Here is a 22,048-nt window from a genome sequence, read left to right as displayed (position 1 = left end):
TATATTGATACAGTTTAATTTTCAGTCATTTAATTAGATTATCTAACTATAAGTTAATCGAACTAAAAAGGGTGATTTATTTAATGAACATTGTAATTTCAGAAAATCGCGCAAATTATGCTTTAATGACAACTATTTTATCCTGGACAGGTATGGTAGTGATGTCGAGTCTTTATTTAACAATACCGCTGATTAGTGTATTCAGTGATTATTTTAATATTTCATTGACTAAAGCGGGCTTTACATCAAGTGTTTTTTCGCTTGGATTTGCACTAGGGTGTTTTTTCTATGGTGCGATATCAGAAAAATATGGACGTAAAAATGTCATTGTATTTGGGCTTTTTTCATTAAGCATGATAACGTTACTTCTAGGTTTAGTTAATAATTTTTCTTTTATCCTTCTATTAAGAGGATTACAAGGGCTCGCGGCAGCTACATTTTCACCAGTAGCGCTTGCCTATACCCTTGAGGTTTTTCCAAATGATCGAAAAGTTGGGACAATTGGTTTTATCAGTACGGGATTTCTTGTAGCGGGTATAGTTGGGCAGGTGTTTAGTGGATATGTAAGTGAACATAGTCATTGGCACGTCATCTTTTATGTGCTTGCTGCAGTGTATGTTATGACTGCTTTGCTAGTCGTGTGGATCTTACCGAAGGGAATAATTCAGAACGAAACTAAAAATATATGGGCTCCTCTGAAGAGAATCGGTATTATTTTCACCAATAGAAATTTGATATTTAGTTATCTCATTGCGTTTGTATTATTAATGTCATTTGTCAGTATGTACATTATTTTAGGTGCATATTTAACGAGTGATTCCTTTGGTATGAAAAGTCAGAACCTCATTTACATTCGTGCCTTTGGGATAGTAGGAATGGTTATGTCACCATTTGCAGGGAAATTAGCAAAGCGTTTTAATGTGCTGTTTGTACTGAAAATGGCCTTATCTCTATCGATTATCGAACTAATCCTGATGAGCTTTATTTCAACTATAGCTGGTTTAACGATCATTAGTATTTTATTTGTTAGTGGGATTGCACTTGCTGTTCCTTCATTAGTGACACTTGTTAGTCAGTTAGGCTGGAATATGGGAGGGATTGCAGTCTCGATGTATACAGTCATTTTATTTGCTGGAACAAGTGTTGCACCGTTCATATCTGTTTATTTGATACAATCTGGTAGCTTTACTGTAGCCTTCCTTCTTCTTGCTACAACACTTAGTACGGGATTAGTTTCTGCACTAATGATTAGTAGCGGAAAAAACGTAGGTTCGAATTGATTGTTCATAGGAATCAGGATTAAATGATGAAACAATAAAAAAAGCCCTGAAACCTTGATATACAAGGGATTTCAGGGCTTTTGTCGTCATTAACGAGAGTAGTACTCTACGATGAATGATTCGTTGATTTCAGCTGATAATTCAGAACGCTCTGGAAGGCGAGTGAATGTACCTTCTTTTTTGTCAGCATCGAATGTTAAGTAGTCAGGTACGAAGTTGTTTACTTCGATAGCTTCCACTACTACAGCAAGGTTTTGAGATTTTTCACGAAGAGAAATCGTTTGACCTGGTTTTACGCTGTATGATGGGATATCAACGCGTTTGCCATCTACTAAGATGTGACCATGGTTAACTAATTGACGAGAACCACGACGAGTACGAGCTAAACCTAAACGGTAAACTAAGTTGTCAAGGCGAGTTTCAAGAAGGATCATGAAGTTTTCACCGTGGACACCTTTCATTTTACCAGCACGGTCAAATAGTGTACGGAATTGACGTTCGTTCATACCATACATATGACGAAGTTTTTGTTTTTCTTGAAGTTGTAAACCGTATTCTGATAATTTTTTACGTTGGTTTGGACCGTGTTGACCTGGTGCGTAAGGGCGTTTTTCGATTTCTTTACCTGTACCGCTTAGTGAGATACCAAGACGACGTGATAATTTCCAAGATGGACCTGTATAACGAGACATATTGTTGTCTCCTCCTTTAAATTTGGTTTTTTTGTTGTAAAACAAAAACCAGTAGTACCCGTTCTTACACGCATTTTATTTTCATGTACTTTCGCCTATGCAGCCGTTAGGTTACGCAATACACCATCTAATTTTCATTACTGAGGATCTCAAGTAGTTGTATATCAGAAAATAGAGGAATAAAATACAATCATAAGCTTATACCACTGCTGCGTTTATTTTACACAACCTCCATTGTAACTGCTTAGGATAAGGACGTCAATTATTTGCTTTTAAAAATTTGTAAAAGAACATAGTAGGAAATTCCTCACTATCTATTTTAAATGATATAGGAATAGTTAATGATACGCTGTGTAATGTAAATTGTAAAAGTAAGGGATAATTACATAGTCAAAATGACACAAATTATGTATAATATATTATAAGTTAATAGTAATTGATTTGGACGTTATATAGAAAAGGTGATTTCATGACAGACCATTTACAAACGCTAAAATATATAAAATCTGATGTTTTGAGCTTTTGGGTGAGTTCTTATGAAGAACAAACTAGTTTTAATGGGTATTTTTGTTCATTGAAACAGTTTCTAAAGAAGCGCTTGAAAATTGACAATGCTGCTTTTCTCAGTTTTGAAGGTAATTCTTTAATACCTATTGAAGAGATGGCTTCATTAACAATTGAAACAAAGCTAAATGCTGTGTCATGGCTGATGATCGAAGCTAGTTTTTATCAACAAAAAGTAGTGAAAATTCCTTATATATTAAAAGCAAGACAAGCCTATTCAATGATGACAGATATGGTGCTTTTCCAAGCAGAGGGCAAAAATCCCATTGGTGTATTACTTGTGGAGGCAACAGAGTCTTGGACAGACTTTATGACCTCGGAGTACGGTGAAGAGTGTATAGAAATACTTTCAAAGGTTCTTCAAATGATTAGAGACAATTTAGATGTCAAAATAAATGAAGACCAATATAGAAAACTATATAACATGACTGATTTATTTCATTCAACAATGGATATTGATTTAATTTTAGAAAATGTATTAAAAAATATACGGGATAATTTCCCTGAATTTAATGTGGAGCTGATATTATCGAATGATCAAGATCGACACACGACCATCGATATTAAGCTTTTTGATTATTTATCTGAAAGACCTGCTACAATTGAAGCCTTTGTATCAGGAGAGTTAACGACAGAGTTAGCGAGCGATTTAAATTGTCGGTTGTTAAATGCACCTATTAAGGGCAGGCAAGCTATCTATGGCATCTTGCAAGTAAGTGCTCCCACGACTTATCTTTTTTCAACAACTGAAAAAGATTTTGTACGGATGCTGGCGCAAGCGTCAGGAAATGCTCTTGAAAATGCAAAATTATATCATCAATCGCATCGCCTCGTAAGTGACTTACAACTCATTAATGAAACATCGCATCGTTTAAATATGCGAATTGACATTCATGAAATGTTACTTTTCCTACAAAAGCAGTTACTGAAATCTTTTCAGCCAATGGAAGTTTGTTTCGCATTTAAAAAACACGATACATTTGAAATAACAGGTGCAAGTACCTCCTTGTTCCATTCAGAAAATGGTCAAAGTTATATAAAACATGTTGAACAGCATTTTGCTCAAACGAATGATCCACTATTTGTTGCCGATTTCAGCCGTCTAACTCCTAATCAAATTGAGTATCGTTCTATTATGGCGATTCCTATACTTATGGAGGAAAAGATTAATGGTTTTAGTATTGTCTTACATAAAGAGCCATATTTCTTTTCGTTCGATAGTTTCAAATTAATGCAATCTTTAATTCACCACTCATCGTTAGCCATTGCAAATTCAATTTTACGAACACAGCTTCAGGAAATGGTCGATTTGGATCATTTAACGAAACTATATGCTCGCAGTTACCTCGATCAGTTTGTAGAAAAATCACTTGAATATGATCAATCTGGTATGTTTTTGTTAATTGATATTGATAATTTTAAACGTATTAATGATACGTACGGTCACCAAGTTGGAGATAAAATTCTTGTACAGATTGCGGTTCAATTAAAAGAGACGATTGGAAGTCGTGGGATTTGCGCAAGATGGGGTGGAGAAGAAATGTCTGTCTATGTGCCTAATATCAATGAAAAAGAAGCTTTAGAATTAGCATCAACCATTGTGAAAGTAATCCCAAGTGCCACAGATCCACAAGTTACAATTTCTGCGGGGCTTATAACATGGGATGAGCGAGATCGACCAGCATTCCAATCTGTGTTTTTACATGCTGATACAGCCTTGTATGAAGCAAAAAATAGTGGGAAAAATCGTTTTTGTACTCATAACGGTTCGTATCAAACAAATTTATAGGTTTGATGAAGCACAATATAATGAATAGTTGTTTAAATAAATTACCCTGAAATGACAATATAAAACATTTCAGGGTAATTTTTGTTGTTTTATTATAAATGATTGAGTAGTGTTTTAACAAATTCCTCTAAGCCATTGCGATCTTCCTCTGAAAAGCGATTCACAATAGGACTATCGATATCTAATACACCGATGATCTCACCTTGTTTCAGCAGCGGTATAACAATTTCAGACTGTGAGGCCGCATCACAAGCAATATGCCCTGGAAAATCGTGTACATCTTTTACAACAATTGTTTCTCTCGTTGCCACAGCTGTACCACAAACACCACGTCCAATAGGGATTCTAACACAGGCAGGAAGACCCTGGAATGGCCCTAGCACAAGTTCATTATCCTGTAAGAGATAAAAACCAATCCAGTTGATGTTTGTTAAAAACTGATTTAATAGAGCAGAGGCATTACTTAAATTGGCAATTTGATTGGTTTCACCAGTGAGTAGTGCATCTAATTGTTTTGATAATGTTAGATATTGGTCAGCAATGGATCCTTCGTAATTAATTTGTGTAAACATATAAGCACCTCGTTTAAAAATTATTTATATTGGTAATATAACATTATAGTGTTGATGTAAATCCTCTGCGCTATGTGCATCCGAACCAAATACATATGGTAGTTGAATAGCTTGACTATAATGGATAAAGGCAAAAGGTGGATAGGGCTCCTGACAATATTGTTTACTTAAACCAGCACTATTTAAATCTAATTCATAGCCCGCACATTTCATGCTGTCCAATACTTCTCTAATACGTCGTGCATCATCGATTTTTTCGTTGTGCGCCAGTTGGAATTTATGAATAAGTGATGGGTGCCCAATCCGTTTTGGTTTGTATGGACCAAGATCTGCTCTAATTGATTGTAGGACAGTATCATAATATAAATCATAAACCTGTTCAACAGAGCCAACTTTTTTTGAAAAATCAATAAAGCATTCAGAAGAAAAGTCGATACATACAAAGGTATCTTGCCATTTTAAAAAATGAACTGATAAAATAGCGTCATCTAAAAAATGTCCATATGTATCAAGGAGTTGACGAGTTTCTTGTTCGTAACCTTGGATATAGTCAACCTCTAATCCGATACGGATGCGAATATCCTGTGCATACCGTTGTTGCAGGTGTTGCAATTCTTTAATGTAAGGCATGAGATCATCAGGGTTCATGCCACTATCTTGTTGCGGGGTTGGATCAAAAAAACTTTTGGGCAATGGGGCGTGTTCTGTAAATGTTATATCTTTGAAATGATGAGAAATTGCTTTTTCAATATATTGGTTGAATGAGTCCGTAGTGCCATGTGGACAAAAAGGACTATGTATATGCCCATCACGTTTCATAATTTACCACTCCTTTAGCTCTATAGATACGCTATTTAAATATTTCACAATAGCGAAAATACAGTTTTCTGAAAAACACTTAAATTTTAGTACAAAAGGCGAAAACATAGTATATAATAAATACAACTAGCCAATTCGTTTATTGTAGAATAGGAGGCTTACGATGGAGTATATCATCATTCCGATTATCCTACTATTAATTTTAGCCATAGTAGGATTTATGATGCGAAGAAAACATGTTGCAATTATTGCAAAACTTGAAAATGAAAAATTACAAATACAACATAATCCTATAAATGAAGAAATTTCAAAAGTAAAATCTTTAAACATGAACGGTGAAACGGAAGAAATGTTTGAACGATGGCGCAATACTTGGGATGAAGTCATCGATGTACATATGACTAAAATCGATTCTCTTCTATTTGATGCTGAGGATCAAATTAATCGACTTCGTTTTAAAAGGGCAACTTTAATAGAACGTGAAATTGAAGATTACATTGAAAAATGCGACCAAGATAAAAATAATATTTTAGAAGAACTGAATGAATTAATTGGCAGCGAAGAAAAAAATCGAATTGAAATCGAACAATTAAAAGAATACTATCGCTCTGCAAGAAAGACATTGCTGGCTCATCAGCATTCATTTGGTGTAGCACTACCTGCATTGGAGAAAAAGCTGGAGACATTTGTTCAAAAATTTGAAGAGTTCGATGTATTGACAAATGAAGGCAATTATTTGCAAGCACGAGAAATTGTTATTAGCTTAAATCAAGAATCTCAGCAGACATTCGAGTATATTAATGATGTTCCTACTATTTTAACGGAAATTCAAGTTAAGTTACCAGGTGCGGTTCAGGAATTGCGTAATGGTCAGCGAGAAATGGAAGACCAATCTTACTATTTACAGCATTTAGAATTGAAAGATGCACTTAATAAATATGAAAAAGAATTTGATGCATTAAAGCTGGACCTTGCAGAGCTTAATTTAAAAGTTGTTAAACCTCGTGTGACAGAGATTAATGAAGAAATCGATCGTTTTTATGATTTACTTGAAAAAGAGGTTATTGCTAAAAATTATGTAGATCAAAATTGTGATCGTTTATTAAGCTCTATCACCAATGTCATTTCTTCTACAAAGTTAGTGAATGATGAGGCAACGTATGTGCAACAAAGTTACCATTTAAATGAAAAGGATGCTGAAATTCCAAAAGCCGCTTTAAAACAATTGGAAGCACTGCAACGTCGCTATGATTTATTAGCCATGCGAGTTAAGGAAGAAAAATCGGCTTATTCTAGCTTACAGGAAGAGTTAATCGAAATTAGTGAAGAGCTAGAACGAATTCATGAAGAACAAGGGCATCTATCGAATACAATGAAGAAACTTCGAATAGATGAAAATAAGGCACGCGCTCAAGTCGAAAACTTAAAGAAAATATTACAAGATACCGATCGTTTATTAAACAAGGCAAATATTCCAGGGATTCCTGAGGAGATGGATGCACGTCTTGATGAGGCTGCAGAGCACATCTATGTTGTCATGCAAAGCTTGCAAGAAGTACCGCTTAATATGGGAACGGTTCATAATAATCTAAATGCAGCAACACTTTGCGTAGAGGATGTTAAAGTAAAAGCACATGAATTAATAGAAAATGTGATGCTCATTGAACGCATTATTCAGTACGGTAATCGTCACCGTGCATCGAACCCGAAATTGAACGGACGTTTAAAAGAAGCAGAAGAGGCTTTCCACCAATTCCGTTATGCGAAGGCTTTAGAAGAAGCAGGTACAGCAGTGGAAGAAATGGAGCCAGGTGCTTTAAAGCGTATTCAAGAAATGGTTGCTGAACAATTCACAGTAAAATAATTCGAATAACATTTTGAGCTGTCTAAAAAGTATAGCGATTACTTTTTAGACAGCTTTCTATTTATTGCATAGATGAGGATGTGATTCAGTGTGAAGCTGTCGATAAAAAAAATGAATGAACAGTTTGCAAGTGAAATTTTACAATGGCAATATGCAGAACCTTACGATTTTTACAATAATGAATTATCGGATGAAAATGTACAAGAAATGCTTGATCATCCCTACTTTGCTATCTTTAATAATCAGGGGGAGTTAATCGGCTATTATTGCACAGGTTTGGCAGCACAAGTGCCAAAGGGACAGGATATTGGTGCATATATAGAATGCTGTGTAGATATTGGAATTGGTATGAAACCAAATCTAACAGGTCAAGGATTAGGAACGGCATTTTTTTCGTTTATTGTACAAACAGTTCAACAAGAGCATCATCTACCACTTCGCTTAACAGTCGCCCTATTTAATAAGCGAGCAATCCATCTTTATGAAAAATTAGGTTTTGTTAAAGCGATCGAATTTAGTACGCCCACAGAATTTATCACGATGTTGAAAAAAATGTAGGATACCAATTAAAATTTAAAGAATCGTTAAAGTTAGTGGTCAATCGCCAAAGATTGCGTTATGATAAATACCGTTAAATCAACGTTTTGAAAGTGTGTGAAAAGTTATGGTTAATACGATTTATTTAGATAATAGTGCAACAACAAAGCCTTTAAATGAGGTTATGCAAGCATTCATGGCTGTCAATGAGCAGTATTATGCCAACCCTGCTTCCATCCATGCCATGGGTGTTGAAGCAAATGATTTATTAATGCGTGCGCGTGAGCAAGTAGCAGATATTTTGCAGACAGAGGCAAAAAATGTGCTATTTACTTCAGGTGGTACAGAATCAAATAATGCAGCTATTTTTGGCATAGCACGTAGTAATACGCATATAGGAAAGCATATTTTAACGACTGAAATTGAACATCCTTCAGTGCTAGAAACGATGAAACAGCTTGAAAAAGAGGGCTATGATGTTGAATATCTTCGTGTTGATCGAAATGGTGTGATTTCTCTCGATGAGCTTCGTACTAAAATACGAAAAGAAACCATTTTAGTTAGCATCATGCATGTGAATAATGAAATGGGTACGATTCAGCCTATAAAGGAAGCAGCAAAAATGATTCATGAAATGAGTCGTGCAGCCTTTCATGTTGATGCTGTTCAAAGCTTTGGGAAATTAGCTATATCCTTTAAAGAAGAAGGCCCAGACTGTATTTCTATCTCTGGTCATAAAATTCATGGCTTTAAAGGCTCAGGTGTATTAGCATTCCGTAAACCCGTGAGATGGCAGCCTTTTGCTCTTGGTGGTGGTCAGGAATTTGGAATGCGCAGCGGTACTGTGGCAGTTCCGCAAGCTGTTGCTTTAGCGAAAGCGGCTCGATTGGCCGTTGAAACAATGAACGAACGCGCAAATAAATACCGTCAATGGCATGATGAAATTCGAGCTCAGCTAGACGGATATGGAGAAGCAGTCCATGTTTTATCGACCCCACAAGGAGCTGCGCATATTATGTCATTTAGTGTTCGTGATTTAAAAGGGGAAGTTATTATTAATGCTATGCAAAAACGCGGTGTCATTGTGTCAACATCAAGTGCATGTTCATCCAAGCAAACGAAAACAAGCCATGTAGTCGAGGCACTACACCTTGATGAGCATTATAAAAAAGGTGTGATTCGCATTAGCTTTGGCGCACATAACACAATAGAAGATATAGAAAAGTTTAAACAAGTACTTGCAGAAGTAATGTTGGAACTCAAAGGAGAAAATAAGTAAATGATTTGGAAAGAAATTTTAATTCGATATGGTGAGCTTTCTACAAAAGGCCGCAACAAAATGGATTTTATTCGCCGCTTACGTGAAAATATTCGACATGCTTTTGCTGATTTAGGTCAACTGCATATTCGTACAGAACGTGATCGTATGTTTATTGCTATAGAGGACGAAGCACAAATGCAGACGCTAATTACAGGTTTACCTAAAATTTTTGGTATTCAATCATTTAGCCCTGTAGCTGCATGTGAAAAAGAGATGGAAAGTATGAAAAAGCTCGCTATCACGATTATGGAGACATTTAAAGACGAGCAACATACATTTAAAGTAGAAGTAAAACGTACTGATAAAACATTTCCATTAGAATCTCACGCCATCCAACGTGAGATTGGTGGCTATGTTTTACCGCAATTTCAAAATTTATCTGTCAAAGTGAAAAAGCCTGATATTGAGCTACGTGTAGAAGTTCGTCATGATGCAACTTATATGATGGCACAAGTCATTCCTGGTGCAGGTGGAATGCCAGTAGGATCTAATGGGAAGTCTTTATTAATGCTATCAGGCGGTATTGATAGCCCTGTCGCAGGTTATTTAATGATGAAGCGTGGTGTGCGATTAGAAGCGATTCATTTCTTTAGTCCACCTTATACAAGCCAAAATTCATTAGAAAAAGTTAAAGTGCTTGCTAATGAATTAACGAAATTTGGTGCTAGTATTCGTTTGCATGTTATTCCTTTTACTGAAATACAAGTTCTTATTAAAGAAAAAGTACCTTCTAACGTATCGATGACAACAACACGCCGAATGATGCTGAAGGTTGCTGATCAGGTGCGTGAGGAAATTGGTGCACTTGCTATTGTAACGGGTGAAAGCCTTGGACAAGTAGCGAGTCAAACGCTTGAAAGCTTAACAGCAATTAATGCAGTAACAAATACACCTATTCTACGTCCGCTGATTTCAACAGATAAATTAGAAATTATCGATAAGGCTGAGAAAATCGGCACATACGAAACATCTATTCAGCCATTTGAAGATTGCTGTACGATTTTTACACCAGCAAGTCCTAAAACAAAACCAAAGCTTGAAAAGGTGGAGCATTATGAAAGCTTCTCTGATTTTGATGAATTGATTGAGCGAGCAGTGAAAAATCGCGAGGTCTATATTTTCCCTAAGAAAGAAGAACAGCAACAAGATAAATTTGCAGATCTATTATAAGGTTTTAAAAGCCGTCTCAAAGCCCATTTTGAGACGGCTTTTTTGCGTGACTAACGGTATTCCAATAGAGGTACAATTTACCTCTAAAATTTTTGTATTAAAAATCTAATATCGCACATTCTATATTCACAAGGAGGTGAGAGACATGACTTCAAACAACAACCGCAGTTCAAACAAGCTTGCAGTACCTGGTGTACAACAAGCACTTGATCAAATGAAATACGAAATTGCACAAGAATTTGGTGTTCAATTAGGAGCTGAAGCTTCAGCTCGTGCCAACGGTTCCGTTGGTGGTGAAATCACTAAACGTCTTGTACAAATGGCAGAATCTCAATTAAAAGGTATGCCAAACAACCAATAAATGCTGATTAAGCATTTATAAACTTAAAACCAGTGACCGTAAAAGGCACTGGTTTTAGTTTGTTTATTGATCATTTATTTATACGACATAAAGACTTAAACGTAGATACTGTATGTTCAATATCTTCGCTTTGACAGATAGCTGAAATCACAGCAATACCATCAGCACCAGCTTGAAATACAGCATGTGCATTTGTACAATTAATTCCTCCGATTGCTACAATCGGTAATTCAGGATGAAGATAACGAGCCTGCTGTAAAAAAGATGTGCCACAAGGTGGTTGTGCATCACTTTTAGAAGATGTTGCAAAGATTGGACCAATCCCTACATAATCAGCTTGATGGTTAATAGCCGTTTGCAATTCGTCCTGTGAATGGACAGAAACACCAAGAATCATGTTCCCAATTCTTTTCCGTGCTACTCCAACAGGTAAATCATCTTGTCCGATATGAACACCATCAGCACCGAGTCGCATCGCTAGCTCGACATCGTCATTAACGATAAAGGGTACACTATACTGATGACATCGTTTTTGACATTGGCGTGCAAACTGTTCATAGGCTAATCCAGTTAACACATGAGGACCTTTTTCGCGAAATTGAAACATTGTAATGCCTGCTTGTAATGCCTTTTCTAGGATATAGATCGATTGTTCATGATGAGGAACATTGCTCGTACCCATAATAAAATAAAGCTGCAAATCCTCACGTTTCATGAATAATCACCTCACAGGCTTCTTTATGCTGTTGATAAGCAAAATGATTTGTGGGTCCATGACCATTTCCAATCGATAAATCATACATAATTGCTAATTGGATAAACTTTTTAGCTTCAATAATGGCTTCTTCCATAGCAAATCCTTGTCCAAGAAAAGCAGTAAGTGCTGCTGAAAATGTACATCCAGTACCGTGCGTATTTTTTGTTTGGATTCGAGGAGATTGCATCGAAAAAGATCGTCCATTTTTGAAAAATACATAATCAATGGCATAAAGTGGATCTGTTAAATGTCCACCTTTGATGATGACACATTGTACACCAAGTTGTAACAAGCTTTGAGCTACTTCTTTCATATCTTCAAAATGATGAATAGTTCTCCCTGTAAGTGTCTCTGCTTCGGGTATATTGGGCGTAACAACCGTAGCGAGTGGTAGTAAAGTTGAGCATAGTGCATCGATAGCTTCTTGCTGCAATAGGCTTTCTCCACCTTTTGCAATCATCACTGGATCAACAATCAGTGGAATGTTTAGCTCACCGATCATGCTTGCGATTGTTTTGATAATAGCTGAGGAATAAAGCATTCCTGTTTTAATCGCAGTTATTGAAAAATCTTCTACTAAGGCCTCGAATTGTTTTTTTATAAAGGAAACGTCAATTGGGTAAACACCTGTTACACCCAATGTATTTTGTGCAGTTAATGCTGTAATGACAGAAGTGCCAAACACTTTTAATTCCTGAAATGTTTTTAAATCAGCCTGTATACCAGCACCGCCTCCGCTATCTGAGCCAGCAATCGTCGTTACAATATGCATGAAGCTTCACCATCCTTTGACAAACGATGTATAGCATTAAGTAAGGCGATTTGAAAATCACCGATATCTGCAGTAAATGCTGATGCTAGTACACCTGCTTTTTTATAGTAAGTAAGTGTTTCTGTTAATTGCTGGTAAGGGTTAGGTCCAACACGATAGGCAGCACCGCAAATTGCGCTTAGTAAACAACCTGTACCCGTTACTTCCGTCATTTGTGGATGACCACCAGCAATCCATTGGCTATGCTTACCATCAGTTATAAAATCACGTTCCCCCGTTACAATAACTATGCATTGATAGCGTTGAGCCAATAATGTGGCTTCTGCTTCCATAGCGATGGAGCCATGACCACTATCGACCCCCTTTTGTTGCCAATCTACACCGGCTATTGCAGCAAGCTCGCCGAGATTACAGCGAATCACAGCAAATTGTATGTTCTCAAGTAAATGTTTGACGGTTTCCTTACGATAAGTTGTGGCTCCAACGCCAACAGGATCTAAAATAACAGGAATACCAAGTGCATTCGCTTTTTTACCTGCTAATAGCATGGCGCTTTTTGTACGATCATTAAGCGTTCCAATATTAATTAATAGTGCTTGAGCAATCGCTACCATTTCCTCTACCTCTTGGCTGTCATCAGCCATTACCGGTGAGGCACCTATTGCTAATAAACCATTTGCTTGAAAATTTGCCACTACATAATTGGTGATGCAATGGACGAGTGGTTGCTTTTGACGAATTGTTTGAAATATCATTGTAGTCCTCCTCTGTGGATGGACGTAAGCATGCAAAAAAGGCTCTTTTTGTGTAAAAATGCACGAAAAAGAGCCTTTCATCTGTAAAAAACGATGTCTATTGCTCCCTACGTCAGTATTAACTAACAGGTTCAAAGGGTCAGGTTTTACCTTCTCAACTCTTGCGAGTCCCCCTGCAATCTTGTATTTAGTTGACCAAAATGTACCATACTTTTCATATGTATTCAATAACTAGTTTTCCTATAAACAAAACGTGACTGATGCCATATAGCAAAGTATGATAGTTGTCATGACTTTAACGAAATTGAGTGTAAACCATTGAAAATAATGAAAAAGGAGTTTTATAATGTGTCATAGCAAAAGGGGGCATTTGCCATGAAAAGACAAGATTTAGTCGCACCAAAATGGTATAACATAGCAGAGGAAATTGAAAAATATGCGCAGGATGCAACAAAAAATGCTTTAATCATTTATGAAGAAAATCAAGACGTCCAATTTATTACATATGCACATTTATTGGAAAAAGCGAATCAAGCAGCACATGTTTTCACCAAGCAAGGCTTAAAGAAAGGTGATGTCATTTTAGTGATGGTACCACGTTCAGTGGAAGCATATATTGTGTATATTGCTGCATTGAAAGCGGGTTTAACCATTATTCCAAGCTCAGAAATGTTAAGAACAAAAGATATTGAATATCGTATTCACCATGCCAATGCTAAAGCGGTTATTGCATTTGAACCTTATATTGAACAATTTGATGAAGTGGGGAATTTACAAGGCATATTGCAATTTGTCATAGGGAATGCACACGAACCTTGGCAGAACATACTTGAAAAAATGCATAATCAACCTACAACCTACATAAATCCTATCCCGACTAAAAGCACTGACAATGCATTTTTAGCCTATACAAGCGGAACAACAGGAAATCCGAAAGCAGCGGTTCATACTCATAGTTGGGGCTATGCACATTTACGAACAACAGCACCACATTGGCTGGGTGTACATGAAAATGATATTGTTTGGGCAACTGCAGCACCAGGATGGCAAAAATGGATTTGGAGTCCGTTTCTTGCTACTTTGGGTAGTGGTGCTACCGCATTTGTCTACAAAGGTAAATTTGAAGCAGCTACTTATTTAGCATTGCTTGAAAAATTCAAAATCAATGTACTATGCTGTACACCAACAGAATATCGTTTTATGGCAGCGCTTGAAAATTTACATGAATATGATTTAAGTGCAATTCGCCAAGCTGTATCAGCTGGTGAGCCTTTAAATAGTGAGGTCATTAAAGTTTTCTTGGAAACATTCAAATTACAAGTACGAGATGGCTACGGACAAACGGAAAATACATTATTGGTGGGAACAATGGTGGGGATGGAGGCGCGAGTTGGCTCTATGGGGAAACCTACTCCTGGCAACACCGTTGAGATTATTAATGATTTGGGCAAACCAGTTACTGTGGGAGAAGTGGGCGATATTGCTGTTCATCGTGAAACACCAGCCCTCTTTAAAAAATATTTAAATGATCCTGAACGTACAAATTTACAATTTCGTGGGGATTGGTATATTACAGGAGATCGTGCCTATAAAGATGAAGATGGCTATTTTTGGTTTGATGGCCGAGGCGACGATGTCATTATTTCCTCAGGCTATACGATTGGACCCTTTGAAGTAGAGGATGCTCTAATGAAGCATCCGACTGTGAAAGAGGCTGCAGTGGTTGCGAGTCCTGATAAAGTCCGTGGAAATATTGTCAAGGCATTTATTGTTCTGCGCAACGATGAAAAAGGGGATGAAGCACTTATTCAAACACTTCAAAGTCATGTGAAATCACTGACTGCTCCATACAAATATCCACGTGCTATTGAATTTGTAGAGGAGCTACCGAAAACATCTTCAGGGAAAATTAGACGTGTCGAATTACGACAACAAGAAATCAAATAACTTCAATCATGATCATTTCCTAGGAAATAATGTCGAAAATCAAAGTTCATGCAAAGGTATGGACTTTGATTTTTTTAATTTTTTTAGGTAAGGTAGGATAAGGAAATAAATAGCATAAAGCTTTTTGCATAGTATTATTGCAAAAAAATGAAACAAATGTGTAATTCATACGTATTACGTGTTAAGGAGGCGGAAAGACATGAATGTAAAAAGGTGGGTTGCTTTAGTAGTTGCAGGTGTTCTTTTACTATTTTCATTAGGAATTAACACCATTTTTGCGCTCTTTAAAGCAGATTTCCTAGGTAATTTTGATAGTTTAATGGCAGGTAATAATTTAGATGTATATGAAAATGTCATTGAAGGGGAAAATTTTGATAAGCGAATTGCTTATTTAAAGGTAGATGGAGCGATTCAAGATATTGGCTCAAGTACATTGTGGCAACCAGTTGCCTATGATCATCAATTTTTTTTAGAACAATTGGATAATATTTTATATGATGAGTCCATACAGGGTGTTGTTTTAAGCGTCAATTCACCAGGTGGTGGTGTGAAGGAATCAGCAGAAATCTATAAAAAGCTTCTGAAAATTAAAGAAGAACGACAAATTCCAATTTATGTATCAATGGATTCTATGGCCGCTTCAGGTGGTTATTATATTTCGGCACCTGCAGATAAAATATTTGCCCATCGTGATACAATAACAGGTTCTATTGGTGTCATCATGCAATCCATTAACTATCAAGAGCTGGCTGAAAAAGTTGGTGTTAAATTTGAGACGTTTAAATCGGGGGAGCATAAAGATATGCTAAGCCCAATGCGTGAAGTGACAGCAGAGGAACGTGCAATGATGCAAGATATGATTAATGAAACGTACGAAGAATTTGTAGATATTGTAGAACAGGGACGTAATATGTCTGAAGCAGAAGTGAAGAAGGTTGCAGATGGTCGTATTCTTGGTGGTACTAAAGCGCTTGAAGCAGGGTTAATTGATGAAATTGGTGATGAAGAAGCGGCCATTGCAGCTCTTCGTGAAGATTATGGACTTGAAGATGCGGCTTTATTTGAGTATTCATATGATATGGGTGGCTGGCAATCATACGTTGGTATGAAAATTGGCTCCATGTTTGGTCCATCTGCAGAAGAGAAAATGCTAATGAAAATCATGACGGACTATAGCGCACCGAAAATGATGTATCTATACGGGGAATACTAAGGGGGGAACACAATGACAAACAATGAAATTGTTATGCAAGGTTCACCCTCTATGGAAAATGGCTTTCTTATGAAGACATCAGGAGAATCAGTAAAGCATAAAAACTATGCATTAAAAACTGCTGGTTTTTGGGTACGATTTTGGGCATTTTTATTAGATGGATTCATTATTTCTGCTGTAGGTGGAATACTCGTTAATCCTATTTTTTATCTGATGGATTGGTCCTTATCTGATTCTGTTTGGTACGCGCCGATTTCTATTATTACAGCAATCTTCTACTATAGCTATTTTGTGTTGATGACAAAGTTCTTTGGGCAAACATTAGGGAAAATGGTATTTGGATTACGTGTGATTTCATTAAAGCATGATCAGCTAACTTGGTCAGATGTGTTATTCCGTGATTGGATTGGGCGTATCATCAATAATATTTTTATGCCACTGTATATTTTGGTAGTGATTTTACCAGAAAATCAAGGTTTACATGATTATTTTGCCGATACAACAGTGGTGCACGAAAAAATCTTTATTGAAAAGGATTCAACACCAACTACTTTACCAAAGCAAGAAGAGATTATAGAAACTACTGAACATGAAGAAAAACTAGAACTAGCCAAGCTAGAGGAAAAAAATGAACAATAAACAAATGGCTGTCTCAAATTAGGAGACAGTCTTATCTATTTCTAAGTATGTAAGCTATCATAGTTGCAATTAATTCCCTTCATTTAGTAATATTATGTACATATGAAGATTAGGAGGCGTTTGTATGGCACAAGTAACATTTAAAAATGGTCCAGTGACACTAGTAGGAAATGAAGTAAAGGTGGGCGATCAAGCTCCAGATTTTACGGTATTAGCGAATGACCTATCACCTGTAACATTAAATGATTCAGAAGGAAAAATTCGTTTATTTAGTGTTGTCCCATCATTAGATACTGGTGTATGTGATGCGCAAACACGTCGATTCAATGAGGAAGCAGCTAATTTAGGTGACAATGTAGTTATTTATACAGTATCTGTGGATCTTCCATTCGCTCAAAAGCGCTGGTGTGGTGCAGCAGGTATTGATGCAGTTCAAACTGTATCAGATCACCGCGACCTTTCATTTGGTGAAGCATATGGTGTGTACATTCAAGAATTACGTCTTCTGACACGTGCAGTATTCGTTGTGGATGCAAACAATAAAGTAACATATGTTGAATATGTACCTGAAGCTACAGATCATCCAAACTATGAAGCGGCCATTGCAGCTGTCAAAGCACTAGCATAATAAGCTGCTTTTAGGCTAAGATAATACTAGACAAAGGGGCTGTGACAAGTGTTTGTCACGGCTCTTTTCTGCGTGAAAGGAAGTTAGATATGGAAAATATCGAGAAGTTATTTGGTTTGCTAAATGAGCATGCCGAAAAAATCGAAAAAGAACACAATATAACGTTACTAGAAGGATTATTAGATGGGTTAGAGGCATGGCTTGATGGCGAAGTTGATTTTTCTCAAAAAGGTGCAACAAAAGAGGATATTCGTAAAGCTATTCAAATTGCTATTTTAAAAGGGATGCGCAAAGGCTCACAGCCGAATCATCAAATGACTCCTGATACGTTAGGGTTGTTAGTGGGCTACTTTGTGGAGCAAATTTTTGCAGAGCGTCTTGAAAATGAAAAGATCTCGATCATGGACCCAGCAGTAGGCACGGGCAATTTATTATTAACGGTTATGAATTTATTAGATGGGAAAGTGGAAGCAACAGGTGTAGAGGTTGATGAGCTACTTATTCGCCTTGCTGCGGCTACTGCTGATTTAACAGAACAGCCTATTTCTTTATACCGTCAAGATGCCTTAGAAGATTTATTGGTCAATCCAGTTGATGCCGTTGTTTGTGATTTACCTGTAGGTTATTATCCAAATGAAGAAGTGGCGCTCGATTATGAATTATGTCCAGCAGAGGGGATGAGTTATGCCCACCATTTATTCATCGAGCAATCAATGAACTATACAAAGGATGGCGGCTATTTATTTTTCCTTGCACCATCTCATCTTTTTGAGTCAGAGCAGTCTAAGCAATTACACAAGTACGTTCAAAAGCATGCGTGGATTCAAGCGATTATTCAATTACCTGATGCCATGTTTGCCAATAAGACACTTGAGAAGAGCATTGTGATTTTACAAAAACAATCGAAGGAATTGAAAGCGCCTAAAGAAGTTCTATTAGCTAAAGTGCCAAATATGCAGAATAAGCAAGCTCTTGCGCTATTCTTTGAAAAAGTGAAGATGTGGAAAGAGGGCAAGTAATTGCTCATGAAGTCAATACAAGTAAAAAGGTATCCTATTCAAGGATACCTTTTTATGTATTACAAATTAGTTTTCTGGTGTACGGATAACTAGTACGTCACATTTAGCTGAACGTACAATAGCTTCAGATACAGAACCGATTAGGAAGCGTTCTACTGCATTTAGACCAGTTGCACCACAAATGATTAAATCTGCGTCTACGATGTTAGAAAGCTCTTTTGTTATGATATTTTTTGGAGAGCCATACTCGATGATAAGATTAACATTCGCTAAACCTTCATCTTCAGCTTGCTTTTTGTAACCATTTAATAGTTCTTCAGAAAATGCTTGAGCACGTTCTGCGATGGAACGGTCATATGCTTCGATAGCAGCAAATGAACGAGTATCGATTACATTTACTAGATTTAATACTGCACCTTCGTTTCGTTTTGCAACATCAATTGATTTACGGAACGCGTATTCAGCTTCTTTTGAACCGTCTACTGCAACAACAATGCTTTTATAATGATTAGCCATTTGAAAAACCTCCCTGATTTGTATATGTTGATTATACCAAATGATTTTCTAAAGGAAATACTTTCCGTAAGAAAAATTATGAAAATGTGAAGGCATTTCATAAAGAAATGCTAATTAAATATAATTACTTAATTCCCACTATTTGCAGTGTGCAAACGTTTTTTTGTGCCTTTGCAACTGCTCATGAATGAGCTCCATTAACTTCTATTTAGTCTCCTTTTTAGTTTCTAAATATAATAATTTATCATGTTATACAACGTTTGAATATTTGCTATTTTGTAAATCTTATAAATTTTATCTGTATTTGCATTAGTTAAAGCTTTTTTTGCAATTGTTTGGTAATATGGAATGGCAAGGGGTGCATCAAGTTTAGTTACATAAATGATGCTTATTTCTTACGTTATGGAAGGGGATAGGAAACAATGAAGATTGGTATTCCAAAGGAAATTAAAAACAACGAAAATCGTGTAGCAATGACACCAGCAGGAGTTGTCACTTTAACACATGCAGGTCATGAAGTGTACATTGAAACAGGAGCGGGGCTAGGTTCAAGCTTTACGGATGCTGATTACATTGCAGCTGGTGCGCATATTGTTCAAACAGCTAAGGAAGCATGGTCACAAGAAATGATTATGAAGGTAAAAGAACCAGTTGCTTCTGAGTATGATTACTTCTATGAAGGCCAAATTTTATTCACGTATTTACACTTAGCGCCAGAGGTTGAATTAACTCAGGCACTTTTAAATAAAAAAGTTGTAGGAATTGCCTACGAAACAGTACAATTAGCAAATGGTTCACTACCTTTGTTAACACCAATGAGTGAGGTTGCTGGTAAAATGGCTACACAAATTGGTGCTCAGTTTTTAGAAAGAAACCATGCTGGTAAAGGTATTTTACTAGGTGGCGTATCGGGCGTACAACGTGGTAAAGTCACAGTAATCGGTGGTGGTATTGCAGGAACAAATGCTGCAAAAATCGCTGTTGGTATGGGTGCTGATGTGACAGTTATCGATTTAAGCCCAGAACGTTTACGTCAATTAGAAGATATGTTTGGGCGTGATGTTCAAACATTAATGTCTAATCCATATAATATTGCAGAATCAGTGAAAAATTCAGACTTAGTCATTGGTGCTGTGTTAATCCCAGGCGCAAAAGCTCCAAAACTTGTATCAGAAGAAATGATTCAGTCCATGCAAGCTGGCTCTGTTGTAGTCGATATTGCCATTGACCAAGGTGGTATTTTTGCTTCTTCTGATCGTGTGACAACACATGACGATCCAACATATGTGAAGCATGGTGTAGTACACTACGCAGTTGCAAATATGCCTGGTGCGGTGCCACGTACTTCTACAATTGCTTTAACAAATAATACTATTCCATATGCACTTCAAATTGCAAACAAAGGCTACAAACAAGCTTGCCTTGATAATGCAGCACTGAAAAAAGGTGTGAATACATTAGATGGACAACTTGTTTATAAAGCAGTGGCAGATTCACAAGGTCTACCATTTGTCAATGTGGATGAGTTAATTCAATAAACCATGCAGGACATAGAAAAAGGAAGCACACTAGTTGCTTCCTTTTTTGCATTATAGAACGATTAATTCTTTCGGGAACTTTGTTAATACCTCAACGCCATCTTTTGTTACAACAACATCATCCTCAATACGTACGCCGGTTACATCTGATTTATAAATACCAGGCTCAATCGTAAAGACCATACCTTCTTCCATCGTCATTTCATTAGCACCTGTAACAGATGGGAATTCATGCACAGAAATACCAAGACCATGTCCAAGACGGTGCGTGAAATATTCACCATAACCAGCCTCTGTAATTGTATCACGTGCAATTTTGTCTAAATCCATCGCACGAATACCTGGTTTCACTGCTGCGACAGCATTAGTGTTGGCAGCTAAAACGGCATGATAAATTTCTTTTTGAGCTTCACTTGGCTCACCAAAAGCAACAGTACGTGTAATATCTGAGCAATAGCCATCGTAAATAACACCAAGATCAAATAGTACCATATCGCCCTTTTCAATTTTACGTGCACCTGGCTTCCCATGAGGAGAGGCAGTCTTTGGACCACTCAATACCATTGTTTCAAAGGACATTTTACAGCCTTTATCTTGAATGGCACTTTCGATCGCTGTTAGAATTTCCATTTCTGTTTTACCTTCAGCGATTTCCTTGCAACCGATTTCAATTGCATAATCAGCTAACTCTGCAGCTTTACGTAATTTTTCTAATTCACTTTCATCTTTGATTACGCGCATCGCATTAATCTTTTCATCAAGACGCACAAAGCTAGCTTGAGAGAAAGATTGCTGTAAAGCTTCCAAACGCTCAACGATGAGCTGTGCCTTTTCAATAGCAAATGTAGCTGGATTGATTTGACGTGCTACGATGGCCTGGGCAAGAACTTCCATCGAATTTTCTGTATCTTGATGGCCAATCACTTCATAAGACCAACCAGCAGCCTTCGCATCTGGAATCTCCATTTGTGGACAAATTAGAAAAGGCTCCGCATCTTTAAAAATCATGACTCCTAGTAATCTTTCATGTGGATTACTTTTAAAGCCTGAAACGTAAAAAACATTGTCAGGTGTTGTTACGAATGCTGCATCGATGTGATTTTGCTGCAAGTAACGTTGGATTTCTTCAACCTTTGACATCAATATGTCCTCCTTTTATTACATGGAAAATTTTACGTAAGAAAGCTTCAGCTGCTTAAAAAGTAGCGAGAATTCTTATCTAGTACTGAATAATTGTGCTCTAACAGGGTAAAAGGCTGTTAGAGAATACGACGATTATTCTCTGTACAAGCATA

21 protein-coding genes and 1 riboswitch are annotated in these 22,048 nt (G+C 36.9%); of the genes, 13 read left to right on the top strand and 8 right to left on the bottom strand.

All coding sequences use genetic code 11. The features are described 5' to 3' along the window. Positions 1–83: 83 nt before the first annotated feature. Positions 84–1,280 carry an MFS transporter gene (locus tag JTI58_RS02415; protein ID WP_205444995.1) on the top strand — a complete coding sequence of 399 codons (1,197 nt, stop codon included), beginning with the start codon at positions 84–86 and terminating at the stop codon, positions 1,278–1,280. 89 nt (positions 1,281–1,369) lie between these two features. Here the strand turns inward: JTI58_RS02415 and rpsD are convergent, their stop codons facing one another. Then, on the bottom strand, positions 1,370–1,972 hold the full coding sequence (gene rpsD / locus JTI58_RS02410; RefSeq protein ID WP_205444994.1) for a 30S ribosomal protein S4: 603 nt from the start codon (positions 1,970–1,972) through the stop codon (positions 1,370–1,372). A 574-nt stretch (positions 1,973–2,546) separates the two neighbouring features. Between rpsD and JTI58_RS02405 the strand changes: the two genes are divergently transcribed. Further along, on the top strand, positions 2,547–4,325 hold the full coding sequence (locus JTI58_RS02405; RefSeq protein ID WP_243456293.1) for a sensor domain-containing diguanylate cyclase: 1,779 nt from the start codon (positions 2,547–2,549) through the stop codon (positions 4,323–4,325). A gap of 92 nt (positions 4,326–4,417) precedes the next feature. On the opposite strand, the gene JTI58_RS02400 is transcribed toward JTI58_RS02405, so the two are convergent. Together JTI58_RS02400 and hisJ are read right to left on the bottom strand one after the other, a co-directional pair. Beyond that, positions 4,418–4,897, bottom strand: coding sequence for a GAF domain-containing protein (locus tag JTI58_RS02400; RefSeq protein WP_205444991.1), 480 nt, complete (start codon positions 4,895–4,897; stop codon positions 4,418–4,420). Between the two features lie 24 nt (positions 4,898–4,921). Further along, positions 4,922–5,716, bottom strand: coding sequence for a histidinol-phosphatase HisJ (gene hisJ, locus JTI58_RS02395; protein WP_205444989.1), 795 nt, complete (start codon positions 5,714–5,716; stop codon positions 4,922–4,924). Between the two features lie 163 nt (positions 5,717–5,879). On the opposite strand from hisJ, the gene ezrA reads away from it, so the two are divergent. The 5 genes from ezrA to JTI58_RS02370 all read left to right on the top strand — a co-directional run bounded on the left by ezrA (position 5,880) and on the right by JTI58_RS02370 (position 10,969). Beyond that, on the top strand, positions 5,880–7,580 hold the full coding sequence (gene ezrA / locus JTI58_RS02390) for a septation ring formation regulator EzrA (protein ID WP_205444988.1): 1,701 nt from the start codon (positions 5,880–5,882) through the stop codon (positions 7,578–7,580). Between the two features lie 90 nt (positions 7,581–7,670). Continuing rightward, a complete protein-coding gene (locus JTI58_RS02385) occupies positions 7,671–8,138 on the top strand; it encodes a GNAT family N-acetyltransferase (protein ID WP_205444986.1) in 468 nt (155 codons plus the stop codon). Between the two features lie 106 nt (positions 8,139–8,244). Then, complete coding sequence (locus tag JTI58_RS02380; RefSeq protein ID WP_205444984.1) at positions 8,245–9,396, top strand: cysteine desulfurase family protein; 1,152 nt, start codon at positions 8,245–8,247, stop codon at positions 9,394–9,396. Further along, positions 9,397–10,608: a tRNA uracil 4-sulfurtransferase ThiI gene (gene thiI, locus JTI58_RS02375; RefSeq protein ID WP_205444982.1), complete on the top strand. Its 1,212-nt coding sequence runs from the start codon at positions 9,397–9,399 to the stop codon at positions 10,606–10,608. A gap of 145 nt (positions 10,609–10,753) precedes the next feature. After that, positions 10,754–10,969, top strand: a complete 216-nt coding sequence (locus JTI58_RS02370) for an alpha/beta-type small acid-soluble spore protein (protein ID WP_036118875.1) — start codon at positions 10,754–10,756, stop codon at positions 10,967–10,969. Between the two features lie 70 nt (positions 10,970–11,039). On the opposite strand, the gene thiE is transcribed toward JTI58_RS02370, so the two are convergent. The 3 genes from thiE to thiM are packed head-to-tail and all read right to left on the bottom strand — an operon-like array spanning position 11,040 to position 13,253. Next, positions 11,040–11,684 (bottom strand): thiamine phosphate synthase, encoded by a 645-nt coding sequence (gene thiE / locus JTI58_RS02365; protein WP_205444980.1) that lies wholly within the window; start codon positions 11,682–11,684, stop codon positions 11,040–11,042. After that, complete coding sequence (gene thiD, locus JTI58_RS02360; protein ID WP_205444978.1) at positions 11,674–12,498, bottom strand: bifunctional hydroxymethylpyrimidine kinase/phosphomethylpyrimidine kinase; 825 nt, start codon at positions 12,496–12,498, stop codon at positions 11,674–11,676. Before thiD ends, thiE begins: the two co-directional genes overlap by 11 nt. Then, positions 12,486–13,253 carry a hydroxyethylthiazole kinase gene (thiM, locus tag JTI58_RS02355; RefSeq protein WP_205444976.1) on the bottom strand — a complete coding sequence of 256 codons (768 nt, stop codon included), beginning with the start codon at positions 13,251–13,253 and terminating at the stop codon, positions 12,486–12,488. The genes thiD and thiM overlap by 13 nt, the downstream gene beginning before the upstream one ends. 87 nt (positions 13,254–13,340) lie before the next feature. Then, positions 13,341–13,438: riboswitch (TPP riboswitch) on the bottom strand. A gap of 190 nt (positions 13,439–13,628) precedes the next feature. On the opposite strand from thiM, the gene mbcS reads away from it, so the two are divergent. From mbcS to JTI58_RS02330, 5 genes are all read left to right on the top strand, one after another. Then, on the top strand, positions 13,629–15,200 hold the full coding sequence (gene mbcS / locus JTI58_RS02350; RefSeq protein WP_205444975.1) for an acyl-CoA synthetase MbcS: 1,572 nt from the start codon (positions 13,629–13,631) through the stop codon (positions 15,198–15,200). A gap of 199 nt (positions 15,201–15,399) precedes the next feature. Then, positions 15,400–16,413: a signal peptide peptidase SppA gene (gene sppA / locus JTI58_RS02345; RefSeq protein WP_205444973.1), complete on the top strand. Its 1,014-nt coding sequence runs from the start codon at positions 15,400–15,402 to the stop codon at positions 16,411–16,413. A 12-nt stretch (positions 16,414–16,425) separates the two neighbouring features. Further along, the gene (locus JTI58_RS02340; protein WP_205444972.1) at positions 16,426–17,052 is read left to right on the top strand and encodes an RDD family protein; all 627 of its coding nucleotides are present in this window, start codon (positions 16,426–16,428) and stop codon (positions 17,050–17,052) included. A 124-nt stretch (positions 17,053–17,176) separates the two neighbouring features. After that, positions 17,177–17,680: a thiol peroxidase gene (gene tpx / locus JTI58_RS02335; RefSeq protein WP_004226187.1), complete on the top strand. Its 504-nt coding sequence runs from the start codon at positions 17,177–17,179 to the stop codon at positions 17,678–17,680. Positions 17,681–17,769: 89 nt separating this feature from the next. Then, positions 17,770–18,699: a class I SAM-dependent methyltransferase gene (locus tag JTI58_RS02330; RefSeq protein ID WP_205444970.1), complete on the top strand. Its 930-nt coding sequence runs from the start codon at positions 17,770–17,772 to the stop codon at positions 18,697–18,699. Between the two features lie 66 nt (positions 18,700–18,765). Here the strand turns inward: JTI58_RS02330 and JTI58_RS02325 are convergent, their stop codons facing one another. Next, a complete protein-coding gene (locus JTI58_RS02325) occupies positions 18,766–19,215 on the bottom strand; it encodes a universal stress protein (RefSeq protein ID WP_205444968.1) in 450 nt (149 codons plus the stop codon). A gap of 422 nt (positions 19,216–19,637) precedes the next feature. Between JTI58_RS02325 and ald the strand changes: the two genes are divergently transcribed. After that, a complete protein-coding gene (ald, locus tag JTI58_RS02320) occupies positions 19,638–20,753 on the top strand; it encodes an alanine dehydrogenase (protein ID WP_205444967.1) in 1,116 nt (371 codons plus the stop codon). A gap of 51 nt (positions 20,754–20,804) precedes the next feature. Here the strand turns inward: ald and JTI58_RS02315 are convergent, their stop codons facing one another. Next, a complete protein-coding gene (locus JTI58_RS02315) occupies positions 20,805–21,893 on the bottom strand; it encodes a M24 family metallopeptidase (protein WP_205444965.1) in 1,089 nt (362 codons plus the stop codon). Between the last annotated feature and the right edge of the window lie 155 nt (positions 21,894–22,048).

The organism is Lysinibacillus fusiformis, from assembly GCF_016925635.1.
Taxonomy (GTDB): Bacteria; Bacillota; Bacilli; order Bacillales_A; family Planococcaceae; genus Lysinibacillus; species Lysinibacillus fusiformis_F.
This window is presented reverse-complemented; position numbering and strand designations above follow the sequence as displayed.